Below are 19,938 nucleotides of genomic sequence, written 5' to 3'. Positions count from 1 at the left end.
TTATGGGTGAGAATTTGAGTGTCGTTTGCGAAGCAGGGCGCACGCAAGGTGCGCCCCTACGGTTTTATTTTCCTATGCAGAAAGTTGCGAAGAGGTGGTCGAGCATGCGCTCGTTGTCAATGCGGCCTCCGATTTCACCATAGGCATCAAGCGCGGCGCGAAGATCGGCGGCGAGCAACTCGACGGGTCCGTTGGCATCGAGGTGGGCGAGGGCGGAGACAAGGCTGGTTTGGGCGCGCGAAAGGGCGTCGGCATGACGGGCGTTGATCGCGATAATCTCATCGCCTTGGTCACGGCGAAACGTCTCGGCGCGATCAATAATGGCTTTTTCAAGCGCATCCAATCCTTCTCCTGTCACGCAACTTGTTTCACAAAAATGAGTTATGTTATTGTTTTTGGAATTTGAAATTTGGAATTTGAGATTTGTTTGGGATTTGGAATTTAGAGATTTGGAATTTCCCGTTGCCGCCCCGGCAACGGGCACGAGGTCAATCTTGTTCAAGACAATCAGGGCGTTTTCCTGTGATAGTTTTTCCAGAATTTCCGGCGGCAAGTTTGGATGCGGGCGGGTGGCATCGAGCACGAGCAGGAACAAATCCGCCTCGGCTGCGCGTTCGAGTGTTTTTTGCATGCCGAGTTTTTCGAGCGGGGCAGGGGAGGGGTTCAAGCCGGCGGTGTCAATGAGTCGCAGGCAGTGCGGGCCGATGTGAAGGCGTTCTTCGATAAAATCGCGAGTCGTTCCGGGTTCGGCACTTACAAGTGCGCGTTCCTGGCCGACGAGTCGATTGAGCAGGGAGCTTTTGCCGGCGTTGGGTTCGCCAATGATGACTGTGCGGATGCCTTCGCGCAAAAGTTCGCCGTAGTGTTGCGTGGCGAGGAGGCGCGCCGTGCCTTTCGAGAGCTCCTCAATGCCACGCCTGACAATCGCGCGATCTTCCGCCGGAAGGTCTTCGTCGGGAAAGTCGATATACGCCTCGATGCGGGCGAGGGCGGAGAGGAGGTTCTCGGTGAGCGTGTCGAGATGGCGTTCAAGTGAACCACGAAGTTGTTGGTTGGCAGCTGTTAATGCTCTTTCGCTGCGAGCGTGAATAAGGTCCATGACTGCCTCGGCCTGGCTCAAATCGATGCGACCATTGGCGAAAGCGCGGCGCGTGAACTCGCCCGCCTCAGCGGGGCGACAACCGCGAGCGAGAAGATCTTCTAAGATTTTTTGGGCGATGAAGGGGTTTCCGTGACAGGAGATTTCGAGAATATCATCGCCTGTATAAGAGTTGGGCGCGGCGTAATAGATGGCGACGACATCATCCAGCAACGCGCCGGAACGGTCGCGATAATCCGCATGGGTGGCGACGCGGGGCAGGGGAGGGTGGGGGAGTTCGAGCGCGTCGCGGGCGATGGCGGCACAATCCGGCCCGCTCGCGCGCACGATGGCGATTGCCGATGTGCCGAGCGGCGTGGCGAGTGCGGCAATGGTGTCGCGGTTGGAAATCATATCCGTGCAATGTGGACACTGCGCGGCCAAGAGTGAAATCCGAAATGACTTCAAATTATTTCCACACCCGCGCCGAAAATGGATTGAGCGGCCCGGGCGGCGCCCCCGCGCCTGAAATCACCACCGTTTCAACCGGATGCTCCAGTATTCGACCTTCATAGGCGGGCCTGTGTGCACTCGCATGTCTATGCGGCCGTCGGCGTCATCATCAATGGTGATGCTCATCACGCGTCCATTGACCATGTGAACAAGCGTGTTGCCGCGAATAATCAGATGCACGGAATTCCACTCCGGTGTGATCGTTGCGAGCAATTCAGACTCTTCGCCGGTTTTGACCGGCAACACCGGCGGCCTCGCGCAAAAGATCATGATGTGCCGGAGGGCGGCATCGCGAAGCTTCGCCTTCCAGCGCAGGCGCATTTATATATTTTTGTTTGAGAGGTTGTATTACTTTTTGAAAGTTTAAAAATTCCGTAGCTTATAGCTTTTCGGGAACAATTGCCCATGCATTGGAAACAATTGATACAATTCGGATGCCTAACGAAATTCGTCCGGGATATCTCCACATTCATGGGGCAATTTTTGTCGCACTTGCGGCAGTTGACGCATTTGGACGCATCTTTTTTCAGTGAAAAAATTCGGAGAACACTAAAAAGTCCGTAAGAGGCGCCTTTTTCACAAAAATAATTGCAAAACGGGCGATGAATAAACAGCGAGAGCACCAGAATCACCATTAGGATGACAAGAGCCGCCACCGTGACGTTGGAAAATCCCTCCGTAAGTATTTCCCCGAATGTCGCGCGAGCCCTTAGTGGGGCATAAAATATTTTATATATAAAAAGTGCAAAAATCACATAACGCGTGATCTGAAAAATTCGCTGAAACTTTTGCGGCAAGCGGCGTTTTTTTATTTTCAACATGTCCCCGAGTTTTCCAATCCACTCCTGAAGCGAACCAAACGGGCAGACCCAACCGCAGAAAAATACCCCGATGAAAAAAACCAAGGCAAACAAAACGGTTCCGACTGTTCGGTTGCTTCCAACAAGGAGCAATGACAGCGCAAAAAACAAGACCTGCGAAATTGTCCTTAAAATCTGAATATTAAAGCGGAAGGAAAGATTTTTCATATCATATATTCGTATAGGTTTCACATGAGTCGCGTTGAATGCGCATGAAGATTACACAACCGAACCTTTAGATATTATTAAGTCGGGAAAATATATGGTGTGATTGTCCGGCCTTGTGCGTGATGGAAACGCGCTTGGTGCGCGCCCCCATGTCCGAAAAATCGGCGGCACGCGCATCATATATAATACCAATCGCCGGTAATTTTAAATTTTCCCCGGCAGGTGGCGCACGCTGGGCGAGCCGAGAACCAGAAGCGCGAAAAGGGCGCGCGCCAGGAGCGCCCCACGGTTTTGGTTATCCGTGTTTTACTTCGGGAACGTTACTCTTTCGCATTGGCGGACGCGTCAGTTTGCACTTCGTCTTTTTTAGGCTCTTCCTTTGCTGGTTCGCTTTGGTCGGCGACACCTTTTTTGCGCAAGGCGTCGATTTCCAGCACGGCTGACATTTTTTGCGTTAAAAGCTCATTGGCGGTCACGGTGTCGAGTTTGGTTTGCGCGTCCTTGAGGCGGCGGAGCTGGCCGAGGACTTTTGCCTGGTGGATGCGGCAGACTTGTTGCTCGATGCCGGGCTTGAGTTTTGTTTCGAAGACTTCCCAGAATTGCAACGCGGCCTCCCACTCGCCGGTTTGGAGGTCGTAAAACGAAAGGCCGTAACGGTAGGCGTAGCGCCAGTCGCCGGGGGCGAGCTCGGTGGCTTGCAGGAAGGCGGCTTGCATGGACCGGTCGATTGTCGAGCGCGACCACATTTCGGGTTGCTCCTTCAGAAAAATATCGCGCGCCTCGGCGAGCAGCGTGCCGAGTTGATAATAATAAAGCGGCTCTTGGGCGTTGAGCGCGATGGCGGCGTTGTAGAATATGTAGGCTTCGAGCGGGCGGCCCTCCTCGGCGCAGAAATTGCCGAGCTGGTTTTTCACGACGGGGATTTTGTCGTCGAGTTCGTTGGCCTTATACATGAACGCGGCTCCTTCGCGGCTCATGCCGATTTTGTCCAGAAGGAGCCCGTAGGCGACGCAGCCCGGCACGTAATTGGGATTCAGGCGGAGCAACTGGTCGTAACGATGAGTGAGCTGCTGCAGTTTTGAGCGAAAGCTGTCGCGGTCAAAACTGGCGCCCGCCGCCTCGGCCTCGGCGAAAATGGTATTTTGCGCGGCTACGATTTCGCGCAATTCACGATCGGCTTTTTCGGTGTCGAGTTGCGGGTGTTGCTTGGGTTTGACCGGCACGGGAACAAATTGCGCGGGCGGTGGCGCATCCGCTTCCTTGGGCGCGGCAATCGCGGGCGGCAGCTCGGCGCGGGTGACGCATCCCGAAAAAACACCCGCGAGCAAAAAGGTGAGTGCGAATGTGGAAAAAAAACGCGGCAAAGTCATTCGTTGAAAAACTGTTGGAAAAAAGTTGAGAACCGAAACCGGCTTGAAGAGTTGGGAAAGCTTGAGACCCGCGCAAGCATGCGAAGTGCGAATGAATGTGATGGGGCGTGATTAAAAGAGTGGCCAGAAAAACAGCAAAGCGCGGCGGTTGGCGGAATCTCGCTGACGCGCGGAACGGCGAAACCGCCCTTCCTTCATCACAGTCACACTTTTAATCACACACTATAACCATGACCGGACGCAACAGGGCGGGATGCGCCGCGGACCGGCGCCAATTGCAGCATTGATTGCAACGAGCTTTCACGCAGTCACAGCAGCCCCGCCATCTTGAACGAATACCATCCCGCGCCGGCGGGGTCGTTTGCCGCCTCGCCCACGATCACGTGGTCGATTAAATCAATGCCGACCACCTTCGCCCCCTCGCGAATCCGCCGCGTCGTCTGGATGTCCTGCGCGCTCGGCATCGGGTCGCCACTGGGATGGTTGTGCGCGCAAATAATCCCCACCGCGCCCTCGCGCAGCGCCTCGCGAAAAATCTCGCGCGTTCCCGCCAGCGCCTGCGTCGCCGTCCCCGATGAAAGCTCCACCAGTTTCAGCAGCCGGTTTTTTCGGTTCAGGCACAAAACCCAAAACTTCTCCACCTCCGCTCCCGCGCAAAACGGCCTCATATACGCCGCCACTTCCTGTCCCCGCTAAACACCGGAGCCGTGCTGTTCTGCTGCACTAGCACCCGTCGCGCCACTTCCATCACCGTCAGCAACTGCAACGCCTTCACGCGCCCGATTCCCTTCAGTTTCCGAAAATCGTTTTCTTTCCAGCCAATCAACGCTCCCAGCGATCCCGCCTCGCGCAACAACGCCCCGGCGAGTGTCGGCACATCATGCCCGCGCGTTCCGCTCCGCAACAACATCGCCAGCAACTCCACATCGCATAACGCCCCCGCTCCCAGCCGTTGCAACCGCTCCTGCGGCCGCTCAGTCGCTGCCAATTCCTTCAAACGGCTCGGCGCATTCATGGCTGGTTTTGCATTGTCCAAGGGTAAAACGGGGTTCGCAGAACAAATCACGCCCAACCTGCGTCGTGGCAACCGAAAACAAGCGGCGCGCCGCCGCGGTTCGCAAAGGCAATTCTGGTGGATTTGTGCAAAACATCTTGCCCCGCGGGCTCTCAGCCGAACGATTATTTGTTTTCGTTTTTCCGTCCGGACGGCAACCCGCCCGACGCCAAACGCGCTATTTTTCACACTTCACCACTCACACTTTACTTCTTTCGCACATGTCCGCCACTTACGACGAAAAATCCATCAAGACACTCTCCGCCCTCGAGCACATCCGCCTGCGCCCCGGCATGTATATCGGGCGCCTCGGCAACGGCTCCCATCCCGACGACGGCATCTACGTGCTCATCAAGGAAACCATCGACAACGCCATCGACGAATTCACGATGGGCTTCGGCAAGCGCGTCGAAATTCACCTCGCCGACCGCTCCATCTACGTGCGCGATTACGGACGCGGCATTCCCCTCGGCAAACTCGTCGAGTGCGTCTCCATCATCAACACCGGCGCGAAATACGACTCCGAAACCTTCAAGAAGGCCATCGGCCTCAATGGTGTTGGCCAAAAAGCCGTCAACGCCCTCTCCCTCGAATACCGCGCCCAGGCCATCCGCGACGGCAAGTCGCGCCTCGTCGAATTCTACCAGGGCAAACTCAAAAAGGACGGCAAGATCGTCAACACCCCGCCCGGCGAACGCAACGGCACGCTTGTCGAGTTCACGCCCGACGAGGCTCTTTTCGGCAAGGACTTCCGCTTCCGCTCCGAGTTCATAGAGGAAATGCTCTGGAACTACGCCTACCTCAACCGTGGCCTCACCCTCAGTTTTAACGGTAAAAATTTCCGCTCCGAAAACGGCCTCAAGGACTTGCTTGCCAAAAAGCTCACCGGCGAGCCGCTTTACCCCATGATTCACCTCGAAGGCGAGGACATCGAAATCGCCATGACCCACGGTGCCCACTACGGCGAGGAATATTACTCCTTCGTCAACGGCCAGCAAACCACCATGGGCGGCACGCACCTCACCGCCTTCAAGGAGGGCGTCGTCACCACTGTCCGCAACTTCTTCAAGAAGGACTACGAGGCCGCCGACATCCGCCAGTCCATCGTCGCCGCCGTTTCTGTTCGCGTGATGGAACCCATCTTCGAGTCGCAAACCAAGACTAAGCTCGGCTCGGTCACCACCTCCCCCGAGAAAAACGCCCCCACGATCCGGAATTTTGTCACCAGTTTTCTCCAGCAACACCTCGACAACTACCTGCACCGCAACCCCGAGGCGGCCGACGCCATCAAGCGCAAAATCGAGGACAGCGAACGCGAGCGCAAGGAACTCGCCGGCATCCGCAACATCGCCCGCGAACGCGCCAAAAAAGCCTCCCTTCACAACAAAAAACTCCGCGACTGCCGCGTGCACCTCGACAGCAAGGACAAGCGCGCCGAGGACAGCTCCCTCTTTATCGTCGAGGGCGATTCCGCCGCCGGCTCCCTCACCTCCTGCCGCAACGTGCAGACGCAGGCCGTCTTCGCCCTCCGCGGCAAACCCCTCAACACCTACGGCCTCACCAAAAAGATTATCTACGAAAACGAGGAGTTTCACCTCCTCCAAAGCGCCCTCAACGTCGAGGACGGCATCGACAACCTTCGCTACAACAAAATCATCGTCGCGACCGATGCCGACGTGGACGGCATGCACATCCGCCTGCTCATCCTCAGCTTTTTCCTCCAATTTTTCCCGGAGTTGATCACCAACGGCCACGTCTTCTTCCTTGAAACCCCGCTCTTCCGCGTGCGCAACAAAAAGGAAACCATTTACTGTTACAACGAAGCCGAAAAACAAAGCGCCCTGAAAAAACTCGGCCAGTCCGCCGAAACCACACGCTTCAAAGGTCTCGGTGAAATCTCAGCCGGTGAGTTTAAGGATTTCATTGGCGAGGACATCCGCCTCGAAAAAGTCACGCTCGAGCACGTTCACAACAGCGATCAGCTTTTGAGCTTTTTCATGGGCAAAAACACTCCCGAACGCCAGGAGTTCATCATCAAAAACCTCCGCACCGAAAAAGACCTCATCGAGGTGTGATAGCGTTTGTGCGCCATTTTGGCCTTTAGAGCTGTTTCGGTTTATGAAACGCCTTTTGGTAGGGCGAACCGTCCCGATGGGCCGGGGATGTTGCGGCTCACCGGGACGGTTCGCCCTACCATTGGCGACACCTAAGAGGTAAAAAATCCCATTCACAAGCGGGATAAAAATAAGCGCAATAAAGTGCCAGTAAACGACTTTCGCGCATTTGGTTTTGAGCACGAAGCGCGCTTGGGATTTTTCCCGAGGGAAACAAAACTTGAAAAAAAGTTGGCCGGTCGCCTACCCCTAAGCGACCGGCCATTTGCTTTCTTAGTTACCCCAAAACTCCCGCTATGCGGGAGAAATGAAAAATCTTGATTAGGAAAAAAAGCCCTCGTGCACATTTCGTCAATACCTTTTTTGTAAAAAAATGCATTCGACATGATTTTTACAAAAAACACCCCGCGACAAAGCTGTTGTCGCGGGGCATTGAGCTGTCCTTGGTAAAACCGGCCTTTACTCCAAAACCAGCGTCACGATGGCTTTTGCGGGCAGGGTGATTGTCAATGTTCCGTCTGCGATTTTCGCATCGGAAAACGTTTTCGGCTCCACAACTCGCGGCAAGTCGAAGGTGTTCACGCTATTGATGGCAGGCGCGGTCAGCAATTGCCCCGATGTGACTTTTGGCTGTTTTTCGAGGCCTGCGATTTCACAGCGCACGGTTGCGGGGGCACTCGGATTTGTGTTCACGAGGCTGATGTGGATTTGGCCGTCTTTGGTGCGCGAGGCGGTGGCGCTGACCGCGGGGATTGTTTTGCCTCCGTGCTCGTAATTCGGAGTCGAAAGCGCGAGGGGCAGCGAGGTCGCTCCTTGGTGCGCTTTATACATATTGAAGACGTGGTAGGTCGGCGTGAGGACCATTTTTCCCTTGTCCGTGAGAATCATGGCCTGGAGCACGTTGATTGTTTGAGCGATGTTCGTCATCGCAACGCGATCCGCGTAGGCGTGGAAAATATTGAAGTTGAGCGCGGCGATGATCGCATCGCGCATCGAGTTTTGCTGGTAAAGGAAACCCGGCTCGGTGCCCGGCTCGACATCCGTCCAGATGCCCCATTCGTCGATGATCATGCCGATGCGTTTTTGCGGATCATATTTGTCCATGATCGCGGCGTGCTTCGCTATGAGACTGTCCATTTTGAGCGTGTTAACGAGCGTGGCGATGTAGCCGGCCTCGTCGAAATCGGTGGCGGAGCCTTTCGTTTTCCAATTGCCGGTGGGGAGCGTGTAGTAGTGCAGCGAGAGGCCGTTCATGCGGCGGCTTGCGTTTTTCATGAGCACTTCCGTCCAGTTGAAATCGCCGCCGTTCGCGCCGCAGGCGATGCGATAGATTTTACTGCCGGGGTAGTTTTTGACGAATGTGTTGTAGCGTTTGTATTGGTCGGCATAAAACTCCGGCGTCATGTTGCCACCGCACCCCCAGCTTTCGTTGCCCACGCCGAAGTAGGGGAGTTGCCACGGTTTGTCGCGGCCGTTGGCGCGACGGAGGTTTGCCATTGGTGAATCGGCGTCGGAAGTCATGTATTCGACCCACTCCATCATTTCCTGCACGGTGCCGCTGCCGACATTGCCGCACACATAGGGATCGGCGCCGATTTGCTCGCACAGGTCCATGAATTCGTGCGTGCCGAAGTGGTTGTTTTCCACAACCCCGCCCCAGTGCGTGTTGATCATCGCGGGGCGTTTTTCGCGCGGGCCTATGCCGTCCTTCCAGTGATATTCGTCGGCAAAACATCCGCCCGGCCAGCGCAGCACCGGGATGTTGAGTTCGCGCAGCGCGGCGGCGACGTCGTTGCGAATACCGCGCGTGTTTGGGATGGATGAATCCTCGCCGACCCAAATGCCCTCGTAAATGCAACGTCCCAAGTGTTCGGCGAAGTGACCGTAGATGTTGCGGTTGATAACCGGGCCGGGCTGGTCGGCACGAATGATGACAGTGGCGGTTTGCGAAGGCGTCTGGGCGGCGAGCGCGGATGCCATCAGCAAACATGCGAGTGCGATGCGGGTTTGTATTTTCATGGGAAAGGAGGAGTTTGGGCCAAGCGTTTCGCAAAGGTTATCCCTGCGGCGGCGCGCATCCGCAACCAGACGCACAGTTGACGGTAAAAATTGATTTTGCGGGCTCCGTGCGTGATGCCTTTTTAAGGCGATTCAGGGACTGTTAGCATGCGGCGTTGCCGGGCAATTGTTACTAAACGCAAATAAACATCCTTGCCATCAAAGGGTCATGTTGCATTTATATGCGGACTTTATCCACCACACCTACTATATGAAACCTGCAACATTTGTTAACCGACTCATAGCTTACATTATCGATGGCGTTATTATCTGCATACCGATCGTCGGTCTGATTTACTTTTTCACGAAGGACGCGCTTCCGTTTCTCGGCGGCCAGAGCGTGGGCCGTAAACTTATGAAAATCAAGTGTGTTACGGCAGACGGTCAGTCGATGGCCGGTCAATGGGGCCCTTGCGCCATCCGTCAGGTTGTGTTGCTCATCCCGTTCTTCGGCTTGGTTGAGCTCTACTGCGTTCTTATCAAGAACAAGGAAACCGGCCTGCGCCTCGGTGACGAGTGGGCCAAGACCAAGGTCGTGTCAGTCGAATAACACACAACAGCATTTTGAATCAAAACCGCCTGGGAACAGGCGGTTTTTTTATGCCCGCTGGGTCAATATCCGAGAGACAAACATCTCCAAAATTATTAAAAACCCTTCCATTTGCCACTGGCGGATGTGGAAATATTGCCGCCGTTTCCATGAATTTTGGGTTGGCTTAGTGTAAATGGTTTAACACATTTTTGACCATCTTCTTCTCAGAAGTGCGAGTGATCCGGCAGATGAAACTGCATTTGCGTTTCAATAAGTCATCAATCGTTTTCCACAACCCTCAACGTAAACTACAACTACAACATAATCATGCTATACGGAATCGTAATTATCATACTTGGTCTGCTGGCAATCCCTTCGCTCGTGTTGGCCAAAAAGCCAAACGCCAAGGAACTCTTTGACAAAGTCGCCCCCTATATGGGCTGGATCGGCGTTGTCGCCCTCATTTGGGGCATTTGGACACTTTACCGCGTAATTCGATCGCTAAGTCTGCTTAGCGGTGGCACTTGGGGAATTATAACGTGGGTTATTTTCCTTGCCATATCCATCGTTGAAATCGGTCTTGGTTTTATCATGGGATACAACTTGGTCGCCAAACACGCAATTTCCAAGAGCCCTGAGGCCCAGGCCAAAGGTCAGGAAATGCTGGCAAAAGTCGCTCCTTACCAAGGCAAGCTCGGCATCGCGGCGATCATCACCGGTATCATCTATATCGTCCTCCACTTTATCTAAGGCGTAAGTTTCATGCGCAAAAGCAGGGGCGTCGCAAACGACGCCCCTTTTTTTATTCAAAACAAGTTCAATACCTCGAAGCATGTTTCGTGATGGAGGGACGACCTCTGTGTCGTCCGGTTTAAAAAACGAACGGACTCCGATTATTCACAGACAGGACGCCCGTCCCCCAATGCTCCGCTGCTTGCCCCGAGGATTCTTATTCTCCCAGCTTTTTGCCGGTTACCAGATAGTTTTGCACGTAGTCGCGCACGCTCTCTGAAAGCGGTGTGAGCGGTTTTTCATAACCGCTGGCGCGCAGTTTCGAAATGTCGGCGCAGGTGTAATACTGGTATTTGCCGCGCAGGACTTCCGGCATGTCGATAAAGTCAATCTTTGGATCCTTTCCGAGCGCGGAGAAAATCGCGTTCGTAAGCGTGAGCCATGTGTTTGCCTCGCCGGAACCGAGGTTGTAAAGACCGCCGCCGGTGGTCGCAGTCTCGGCGAAGTGAATCGTCATTTCGACGGCGTCTTTCACATAGAGGAAATCGCGCATCTGCTCGCCGTCCTTGTATTCGGGTTTGTGGCTCTTGAAGAGCTGCACCCGGCCGGTCGAGAGGATTTGCTGGTAGGCCTTGTTCACGAGGCTGCGCATCTCGCCCTTATGGTCTTCGTTGGGGCCGAAAACGTTAAAATACTTCACGCCCACGATGCGATCGAGCAGACCGTGCCGTTGCGCGTAGAGATCGAACATGTGTTTCGAATAACCATACATGTTGAGCGGGCGCAGTTCGGAAATGTTGTCATTTTTGTCATCCATGCCCTGCGCGCCGTCGCCGTAGGTGGCCGCGGACGACGCGTAGATGAAACGCGCCTGCTGCGCCAGCGCCCAGCCGGCGAGCTCCTTGGTCGTCTCGTAATTGTTGTCCACGAGGTAGGAGGCGTTTTTCTCGGTCGTGGCCGAGCATGCGCCGAGGTGAAACACGGTGGCGAATTTTCCAAGCACGGCGGGCGTCTCGTGTATCTTTTTTCTGAATGCATCCGCCTCAATGTAGTCGCTGAATTTCAACGGAACGAGATTCCGCCACTTCTCCTCCTGCCCGAGAATATCGGTGACGATGATGTCGGTGAAGCCGCGTTTGTTGAGCGCCCAGATGAGCGCGCTGCCGATGAATCCGGCGCCGCCGGTGACAAGAATGCGTCCGTTGCTATTTGCCATGATGCCGGCAACATAGCGGTTGCCGCACCGGCTGCACGTTTTTTTTGAAAAACACGCACGGAGACTTTGCCCCGCCGAATTTCAAGCCGGTGATCAAAGCGCCCGCCCAGCCCAATTCGCTTTTGGCATGAGATGCTCTTTCGCAATCAGCGTCTCATGCGCAAACAAACACTCCGGCGAAAGCGCCTCAGCCTTCCGCCGCCACTTCGACTCGCGAGTCCTCATGCAGCGGCAGCTTTTGCCCTTTCACCAGCATGAGCCACCAGCAGCGCGCGCTGGCGCCGACGATGAGCAGCACGAGCACCATGAAAATCGCCGTCACGCCCGTGTTCACGTAGTTGTTAAAAATGAGATGCTTCCAAATCGCGACTTGCTCGGGCGAACCGATGCCCGCGGCGATTTTTTCATTCAACCCGCGCGCCGCGCTCAAGAAGCCCAGGCGCGGATCGGCGGCGAAAATCTTTTGCCAGCCCGCCGTCATCGTCACCGACAACAACCACGCCAGCGGCAGGAACGCCACCCACACGTAACGCGCGCGCCCCATCTTGATGAGCACCGTCGCGCCAAGCGAAAGCGAGATCACGGCGAGCAACTGGTTGGCCACGCCGAAGATCGGCCAGAGCGAGTTGATGCCGCCGTGCGGATCGACCACGCCCTGATACAAAAACCATCCCCAAGCCGCCACGAACAACACGCTCGCGGCCCAGTTCGCCGCGGAGGATTTTGTGTTGCCGAGCGGCTTCCACACCGAGCCGAGCAGATCCTGCACAAGAAACCGCCCCACACGCGTGCCCGCGTCGATCGTCGTCAATATAAACAGCGCCTCGAACATGATCGCGAAGTGATACCACAGCGACATCGCCGTGGGATCCTTGAACACGTTCGAGAAAATCCGCGCCATGCCCACGGCAAACGTCGGCGCGCCGCCCGCGCGTCCGATCATTGTTTTTTCGCCGACATCCGACGCGAGTTTCGCCATCTGCTCCTCGCTCACGGGGAAGCCGAGCTCGGTCACCTTGGACGTCACCTCGGCGGCGGTGCCGGTCATGTTAATGGAAAAATATTCGCCCGGTTGCATCGCGCATGCCGCGACCAGCGCCATCACGCCGACGAGCATTTCGGTGATCATCGCGCCGTAGCCCACCACGCGGATGTCCCTTTCGCGCGCGAGCAGCTTGGGCGTCGTGCCCGACGATATCAGCGCGTGAAAACCCGAGATCGCCGCGCACGCGATCGTGATAAAACAAAACGGAAACACCTTGCCCGCGAACACCGGCCCCGTGCCGTCGGTGAACTTGGTCAGCGCGGGCATGTGCAGCGTTGGCGCGAGAAACACAATTGCCACGCCCAGCATCGCCACCGCGCCGATTTTCATGAACGTGCTCAGGTAATCGCGCGGCGCCAGCAGCAGCCACACCGGCAGCACGCTCGCCAGCAAACCGTAGCCCATGATTCCCCACGCCAGCGGCACGCCGCCAAGCGTCAGCCAGCCTTCGAGCGCCGTGCCTTGAATCCATTTTCCGGCAAACACCGACAGGATCAGCATCACCACGCCGAACACGCTCACCGCGCCCACGTGCACCTTGCCGGATTTCAGTCCCACGCCCATGACCATCGCGATCGGAATCGTCGCCAGAATCGTGAACAAGCCCCACGGACTTTCCGCGAGCGCCTTCACCACGACGAGCGAAAGCACCGCGATGATTATGATCAAAATCGCCACCGTGCTGATCAACGCCACCACGCCCGCGAACGTGCCGACCTCGTCGCGCACCATTTGTCCGAGCGATTTTCCGCCGCGCCGAATCGAGCAAAATAAAATAAGCGAATCGTGCACCGCGCCGCCGAGCGTCGCGCCGACCAATATCCACAACAGTCCCGGCAAATAACCGAATTGCGCCGCGAGCACCGGTCCCACCAGCGGCCCGGGCCCGGCAATCGCCGCGAAGTGGTGACCGAACACCACCCACTTGTGCGTGCGCACAAAATCGTGCCCGTCGCTCTTTGCGACCGCGGGAGTGGCGCGCATGTCGTCAAGGGTCAGCACCTTTGCCATCAGCCACGACGAGTGAAAACGATATGCCAGCGCGAACACGCACACCGACGCGATCACAATCCAAATGGCGTTGATCGGTTCGCCGCGCGCCAGCGCGATGATGCTTGCCGAGATTCCCAGCAGCACGGCCACAACGGCCCATGCCAGGATTGCCAGCGGTGATAAACGGGGACGACCAGTCTTTGTCTTCGATTGCTCGGGTGTATTGTTCATGGGGAAAAACAGCGCAAAAACAACCGCCATCGAAACCGGATGGTCAACAATAATGTCTCGCACCGAAGCATTTGCGGGCGAGACGTGTCACGTCGCGGTTCGGCCCAAATCGACCTGAATCGGTTCAGGTCGATTTAAGCCGGGCGATCACGAATCAATCCACCCAGGCGCGGGCGTTGCGGAAGAGGCGCATCCAGGGGGAGTCGTCGTGCTTGAGCCAGGATTTCGGGTGCCAGCTCATTTGCACGGTGCGGTGCACGCGCTCGGGGTGCGGCATGAGGATGGTGACGCGGCCGTCGCGCGTCGTGAGCGCGTTGATGCCGTGCGGGCTGCCGTTCGGGTTGAGCGGGTATTGCTCCGTCGCGCGGTGGTGGTTGTCCACATAGCGCGCGGCGACGAGGCCGCTTGCGCTGAACGCGTCGGCCGCGGCCGCGCTCGGGAACTCGGCGTAGCCTTCGCCGTGCGAAACGGCGACCGGGAGGACCGAGCCTTCCATGCCGGCGAGCAGGATGCTCGGGGATTTTTCAATGAGGAGGGACACGAGGCGCGCTTCGTAGCTTTCGGATTTGTTTTTCACAAAACGCGGCCAGTTTTCCGCGCCGGGGATGATGCTGTGGAGGTTGCTCATCATCTGGCAGCCGTTGCACACGCCAAAGGCAAAGGTGTCGGGGCGCGCGAAGAAGGCGGAGAACTCATCGCGGGCGCGGGCGTTGAAGAGGATGCTCTTGGCCCAGCCTTCGCCGGCGCCGAGCACGTCGCCAAAGCTGAAGCCGCCGCATGCCGCGAGGCCGCGGAAATCGCGCAGGCTGACGCGTCCGCTGAGGATGTCGGTCATGTGGACGTCGATTGCCGAAAAGCCCGCGCGGGTGAAGGCGGCGGCGGTTTCGACATGGCCGTTCACACCTTGCTCGCGGAGGATGGCGATGCGGGGTTTGGTTTTGGTGGCGCGGACGGTCGTGTATTCAAATGTGACTTTCGGTGTGATGCCGGGGTTGGCGGGGTCGAGTTTGAGTTGGTATTCCGACTCGGCGCAGGCGGGGTTGTCGCGGAGGGCGGAGATCTGGCGGGTGGTGTCGCTCCAGATGGCGCGGAGGGCGTGGATTTTTTCCGCGTAGATTTCCTTGCCGCCAACATCGTCGAGGATGCGGAGCGTTTTGTCGTTGTTGAGCCGTCCGATTGTGCGGGCGCAGTCTTCGAGGCCGTGCTCGAGAAGGATGGCGTGAATATCCTCAAAATCGGCGGCGCGGATTTGCAGGACGGCGCCGAGTTCCTCGGAGAAATATTGCGCGAACAGGTCGGGTTGCGTCGTCGCGCCGCCGGGGATCGCTATGTCCGCGCCGGTGTTTCCGGCGAAGGCCATTTCGGTGACGGTGGCGAAGAGGCCGCCGTCGCTGCGGTCGTGGTAGGCGAGGATTTTGTCCTGTGCGTTGAGTTGCTGGATCGCGTTCCAGAAGTTTTTCAGGTCGGCGGGGTTGTCCACGTCGGGCGTGGCCTCGCCCATTTGCGAGAGGGTTTGCGCGAGGATGCTGCCGCCGAGTCGGTTTTTGCCGCGACCGAGGTCGATGAGGAGCAGCACGGTTTCGCCGCCGGCCTCGGTGTCGGTGATGAGTTGCGGAGTGAGCGTTTTGCGGATGTCGGCAACGGGCGCGAAGGCGGAGACGATGAGCGAGATGGGGGAGATGACGCTCTTGCGTGTTTCCTTGCCGGTGGCGGCGTCTTTTTCCGTCCACGCGGTGGCCATGCTCAGGGAGTCCTTGCCGACGGGGATGGTGATGCCGAGCGCGGGGCAGAGTTCCATGCCGACGGCGCGCACGGCGGCGTAGAGGTCGGCGGCGTCGCCGGAATGCGCGGGCGCGGCCATCCAGTTTGCGGAGAGGTTGACGCGGCCGAGGTCGGGGATGCTGGCGGCGGCGAGGTTGGTGAGCGCTTCGCCGACGGCGAGGCGCGCGGAGGCGGGGGCGTTGTTGACGGCGACGGGTGTGCGCTCGCCCATGGCCATGGCTTCGCCGGCGAAGGTGTCGAATGCGGTGGCGGTCACGCCGCAATCGGCGACGGGCACCTGCCAGGGGCCGACCAACTGGTCGCGCGAGATGAGGCCGGTGACGCTGCGGTCGCCGATGGTGATGAGGAAGGTTTTGTCGGCGACGGCGGGGTGCGCGAGGATGCGGCGCGCGGCTTCGGCGAGCGTGGTGCCGCCGAGGTCGAGCGGGCGCTGCGGGCGGATGAGCGTTTTTTCGCTGCGGTGCATGCGCGGGGGTTTGCCGAGGAGGACTTCGAGGGGCAGGTCGATGGGTGTGTTTTTGAAATACGGATCCTCGATGACGAGTTGTTTTTCCTCGGTGACGGCGCCGACGATGGCGTAGGGGCAGCGTTCGCGGGCGCAGAGGGCCTTGAAGGTTTCGATGCGCGAGGCGGGGATGGCGAGCACGTAGCGTTCCTGCGATTCGTTGCACCAGATTTCGAGGGGCGACATGCCCGGCTCGTCGTTGGGGAGGGCGCGCAGGTTGACGCGTCCGCCGCGTCCGCCGTCGTTGACGAGCTCGGGGATGGCGTTGCTCACGCCGCCCGCGCCGACGTCGTGGATGAAGGCGATCGGGTTATCGTCGCCGAGTGCCCAGCAGTGGTCGATGACTTCCTGGCAGCGGCATTGCATTTCGGCGTTGTCGCGCTGGACGCTGGCGAAATCGAGATCATCGCTGCCGCTTCCGCCGGCCATCGAGCTGGCCGCGCCGCCGCCGAGACCGATGAGCATTGCGGGGCCGCCGATGACGACGATGTGGTCGCCGGGGTTGATCACGCCTTTCTTGATGTGCGCCGGACGGATGTTGCCGAGGCCGCCGCCGAGCATGATGGGTTTGTGATAGCCGCGCAGCTCCGCTGCGGTGGAGGAGTCAGGAGTCAGGAGAGAGGAGTCAGGAGAGGAGGGTTTGGCGGCGGGGACGGCTTGCTCGAATGTGCGGAAGTAGCCGTTGATGCTTGGGCGGCCGAATTCGTTGTTGAAGGCGGCGGCGCCGAGCGGGCCGTCGATTGTGACGTCGAGCGCGCTGACGATGCGGCCGGGTTTGCCGTTGTCCTTTTCCCAGGGCTGGAGCGCGCCGGGTATTTGAAGATTGGATACGCTGATGCCGGTGAGTCCGGCCTTGGGGCGGGCGCCGCGGCCCGTGGCGCCTTCGTCACGGATTTCGCCGCCGGCGGCGGTCGACGCGCCGGGGAACGGCGAGATGGCCGTGGGATGGTTGTGCGTCTCGGCCTTGCACATGATGTGGATGTCCTCCTCGCGCGTGATGTATTCGCCGGTGGCGGGGTCGCGGAAGAAACGGGCGGCGCGGGTGCCCTCGATGACCGCGGAGTTGTCCTTGTAGGCGGAGAGGATGCCGTCGCTGTGGAGCTGGTAGGTGTTCTTGATCATCTGGAACAGCGAGCGGTCTTGCGGCTGGCCGTCGATGTCCCAGGTGGCGTTGAAGATTTTGTGGCGGCAGTGCTCGGAGTTGGCCTGCGCAAACATCATGAGCTCGATGTCGTTGGGGTCGCGCTTGAGGCCGGTGAAGGCGTTTACGAGGTAGTCGATTTCGTCCTCGGCGAGCGCGAGGCCGAGGGTTTGGTTGGCCTCGACGAGCGCGGCGCGGCCTTGCGCAAGGACGGGAATGGTCGTGAGCGGACGGGGGGCTTCATGCGAGAAAAGCGCGGTGAGGTCGCCGAGTTTTTCAAAGACGGCCTGCGTCATGCGATCCGAGAAAATGCGGAACGCGGATTGCGGAATGCGGAATGTGTCCGGCGTGCCGGGTGCGAATTCGAAGGTGTAGGCGATGACGCGCTCGATGCGCTTGATGGCGGCGAGTCCGCAAATGTGCGCGATGCCTGTGGCCTTGGAGGACCACGGCGAAATGGTGCCGGGGCGCGGTGTGACGATGTAGAATGCGGATTGGGAATTGCGGGTTGCGGAATTGCCGGAGTCCGCGGGTCCGTAGGTGAGGATTTTTTCGAAAACGGCTTGCTCGTCGGCGGAGAGGGATTTTGCGGCGGGGTCGGCAAGTTCGGCGATGTGGATGAATTGCGCGGAGATGCGGGCGACCGGCACGCCGGCGTCGGCTAGGTCCTGCCGGAGTTTGGCGAGGCGAAATTCAGAGAGAGCGGAGGAGCCGTGATGGATGAGCATGGTGTGGAAAGAAGGGAAGGGATTCCTAAAACACGCAGGACCGGTCTTTGTCGATAGGGAAAAATAGATGCCGCAAGATTCGATCGGCGTTTTCCTCAACCTGTTGAAGAATTTACCATCAATTTCTTCATTTCATTAAAAGAATGACTGATGAGTTTTGTTGGATTTTTCAAAATCCGAACAGTGTTTGATCGTGATGAATTCCGAACGCAGTGATTCCGAAAAAAACCAACCACAGATGGACACAGATAAACGCAGATACAAACAAGATAAGGCAGAAGGCTTGGGCAAAGGCGGCGCGCGTCATTAATTTGCCGTGTGCATTTGTTTATCTGCAAACAATCCCCAAAGAATCACCGCTGAAACGCATGATTCTCCTATGAGAAAAGGCATTCAAACCACAATCCATTTAGCCACAAAAAGGCACAAAGTTTCTGTCCGGCTATTCAACGCTTCGAGGCGCCTATAGGCGCGCGTAAAATTTCAACCAGGGTGGGGATTATTTTTGTGCCTTTTTGTGGCTAAAAATTTCCGGTCCCTTGTCAGGCCACTCGCAGACTCGTAGGGCGTCTCTTTGCGGCCATTCCCTTCGGCTGCGGCTGTGCCGCGCTGGGTTCATCTGCGGCTCCGAAATGTTTTTCAGAATAATGTTTATGTAAAATAAAACCCCGCAGTGTCCGGCGAAACTAGCGCTTCGCCGGCGTCTCTATTTTCAGATTTTTATTCGAACTTGGCGGCATGCGCTTTCCGTCGTTGGAGGGGCGGCAATCCTGCGTCTTTTTCCCAAGCGAAACGGAGTGCGCGATGCGGCGCAAATCCTCGGCGGCATCCGCCGGCAAATCCTCGGGCACAAACTTCACTTGCGAGCAATCCACGCCAAAAAAGCCCTCGAAGAAAACGCAGCCCGTGAGATATTTTCCGGCGGTATTGGCGTGAATCGCATCCAAGCCGAACTCTTGTTTGCCATTCTTGACGCGCCAGCGCCAGCCGATGTTGAGGCTGCCTTTTTGCTCGGGCAATTTTCCCTCCGGCGGATTTTTGAAGTCGAAATTCTTGTCGGGTTCGTAGGTCCAGCGCGGCGTGGCGCGCGCGGCCTGCATCGCATCGCCGGATGGCAGTATGCGCAGTCCGTAGCGCGCGGAGAGCTCCTTGTAGGCGGCGCGCAGGCCGTCATACATTTTCCGCTGGGTGAGGCCGTCGCCCTTCTGATACCAGGGGTGGTCTTCCCGGTATGCCCAAGTCTGGTGAATGACGATTTCGGCCTTTGGCGCATACTTGCGAATCGCGTCGATGAGCTGCTTCGCGTGGGGCTCCTGATACTCCGGCTTGAAGCTCCGCTGGCTCCACTCTTGGATCGTGACAAAATCCCATTCCACGGCGGCAAGCGCCTCGGGAAGGCTGACTTTTTTCTTGCCGGCAATGCCGAGCACCTTGGCGTTGTTGGTATACGGGCTGCCCTCGGGAGCGTCGGGATTGGCAAGCGCGGCCTTGAGATGGCGCGCATGGCGCTCAAGCGAACAACCGCCTAGGTTGGCGCGAAAGAGCACGAGCTGCCGTCCTGTGGATTCCACGATTTGCGGCAGAAACGAGGTGGCGTCGTTCGCAAAGCTGTTTCCGATGGTGAGCACTTTGGCGGCATCGCGCGGCATGGCGGCACGGGCGGACGAGCGCGTTTGTGCGGGACAACAAATTCCAGCAACAAAAAACGCAAAGACAAATAATGAGGCTCGATGGACAGGGTTTATGAAACGTTTCACGGGAATGGTATTTTGGAGGCTATGGGTGCCGATTTTCACCTTGGACTGTTGTTTGTTTTTT

General features: G+C 57.7%; 14 protein-coding genes. 3 read left to right on the top strand and 11 right to left on the bottom strand.

Translation table 11 applies throughout. The features are described 5' to 3' along the window. Window positions 1–64 precede the first annotated feature (64 nt). From mnmE to CKA38_RS04920, 6 genes are all read right to left on the bottom strand, one after another. Window positions 65–1,492 carry a tRNA uridine-5-carboxymethylaminomethyl(34) synthesis GTPase MnmE gene (mnmE, locus tag CKA38_RS04945; protein WP_108824498.1) on the bottom strand — a complete coding sequence of 476 codons (1,428 nt, stop codon included), beginning with the start codon at window positions 1,490–1,492 and terminating at the stop codon, window positions 65–67. A 117-nt stretch (window positions 1,493–1,609) separates the two neighbouring features. Further along, the gene (locus tag CKA38_RS04940) at window positions 1,610–1,861 is read right to left on the bottom strand and encodes a LamG domain-containing protein (protein WP_152032683.1); all 252 of its coding nucleotides are present in this window, start codon (window positions 1,859–1,861) and stop codon (window positions 1,610–1,612) included. Next, entirely contained in the window at window positions 1,858–2,619 is a 762-nt protein-coding gene (locus CKA38_RS04935; protein WP_108824496.1) for a 4Fe-4S binding protein, read from the bottom strand. The genes CKA38_RS04940 and CKA38_RS04935 overlap by 4 nt, the downstream gene beginning before the upstream one ends. A gap of 320 nt (window positions 2,620–2,939) precedes the next feature. Further along, window positions 2,940–3,989, bottom strand: a complete 1,050-nt coding sequence (locus CKA38_RS04930; protein WP_108824495.1) for a tetratricopeptide repeat protein — start codon at window positions 3,987–3,989, stop codon at window positions 2,940–2,942. A 308-nt stretch (window positions 3,990–4,297) separates the two neighbouring features. Further along, on the bottom strand, window positions 4,298–4,657 hold the full coding sequence (locus CKA38_RS04925; protein WP_108824494.1) for a JAB domain-containing protein: 360 nt from the start codon (window positions 4,655–4,657) through the stop codon (window positions 4,298–4,300). Then, window positions 4,654–5,025 carry a UPF0758 domain-containing protein gene (locus tag CKA38_RS04920; protein WP_152032682.1) on the bottom strand — a complete coding sequence of 124 codons (372 nt, stop codon included), beginning with the start codon at window positions 5,023–5,025 and terminating at the stop codon, window positions 4,654–4,656. Before CKA38_RS04920 ends, CKA38_RS04925 begins: the two co-directional genes overlap by 4 nt. A gap of 239 nt (window positions 5,026–5,264) precedes the next feature. Between CKA38_RS04920 and CKA38_RS04915 the strand changes: the two genes are divergently transcribed. Further along, window positions 5,265–7,118, top strand: coding sequence for a DNA topoisomerase IV subunit B (locus CKA38_RS04915; protein ID WP_108826424.1), 1,854 nt, complete (start codon window positions 5,265–5,267; stop codon window positions 7,116–7,118). A gap of 498 nt (window positions 7,119–7,616) precedes the next feature. On the opposite strand, the gene CKA38_RS04910 is transcribed toward CKA38_RS04915, so the two are convergent. Continuing rightward, window positions 7,617–9,137 carry an alpha-N-arabinofuranosidase gene (locus CKA38_RS04910; protein WP_202863986.1) on the bottom strand — a complete coding sequence of 507 codons (1,521 nt, stop codon included), beginning with the start codon at window positions 9,135–9,137 and terminating at the stop codon, window positions 7,617–7,619. A gap of 289 nt (window positions 9,138–9,426) precedes the next feature. Between CKA38_RS04910 and CKA38_RS04905 the strand changes: the two genes are divergently transcribed. Together CKA38_RS04905 and CKA38_RS04900 are read left to right on the top strand one after the other, a co-directional pair. After that, a complete protein-coding gene (locus tag CKA38_RS04905; protein ID WP_161554732.1) occupies window positions 9,427–9,765 on the top strand; it encodes an RDD family protein in 339 nt (112 codons plus the stop codon). Between the two features lie 309 nt (window positions 9,766–10,074). After that, the gene (locus CKA38_RS04900) at window positions 10,075–10,497 is read left to right on the top strand and encodes a hypothetical protein (RefSeq protein WP_108824490.1); all 423 of its coding nucleotides are present in this window, start codon (window positions 10,075–10,077) and stop codon (window positions 10,495–10,497) included. A 199-nt stretch (window positions 10,498–10,696) separates the two neighbouring features. Here the strand turns inward: CKA38_RS04900 and rfaD are convergent, their stop codons facing one another. The 4 genes from rfaD to CKA38_RS04880 form a co-directional block, all read right to left on the bottom strand. Then, window positions 10,697–11,695, bottom strand: coding sequence for an ADP-glyceromanno-heptose 6-epimerase (gene rfaD, locus CKA38_RS04895; RefSeq protein WP_108824489.1), 999 nt, complete (start codon window positions 11,693–11,695; stop codon window positions 10,697–10,699). Between the two features lie 187 nt (window positions 11,696–11,882). Beyond that, a complete protein-coding gene (locus CKA38_RS04890; RefSeq protein ID WP_108826423.1) occupies window positions 11,883–13,964 on the bottom strand; it encodes a carbon starvation CstA family protein in 2,082 nt (693 codons plus the stop codon). Between the two features lie 154 nt (window positions 13,965–14,118). Then, on the bottom strand, window positions 14,119–18,120 hold the full coding sequence (purL, locus tag CKA38_RS04885) for a phosphoribosylformylglycinamidine synthase (protein ID WP_108824488.1): 4,002 nt from the start codon (window positions 18,118–18,120) through the stop codon (window positions 14,119–14,121). A 686-nt stretch (window positions 18,121–18,806) separates the two neighbouring features. Then, entirely contained in the window at window positions 18,807–19,769 is a 963-nt protein-coding gene (locus CKA38_RS04880; RefSeq protein ID WP_108826422.1) for a DUF4886 domain-containing protein, read from the bottom strand. Window positions 19,770–19,938 lie beyond the last annotated feature (169 nt).

The organism is Ereboglobus luteus (genome assembly GCF_003096195.1).
In the GTDB taxonomy this organism is placed as follows: domain Bacteria; phylum Verrucomicrobiota; class Verrucomicrobiia; order Opitutales; family Opitutaceae; genus Ereboglobus; species Ereboglobus luteus.
Note: the sequence above shows the minus strand (reverse complement) of the source record. Positions and strands in the feature narration are given on the sequence as shown.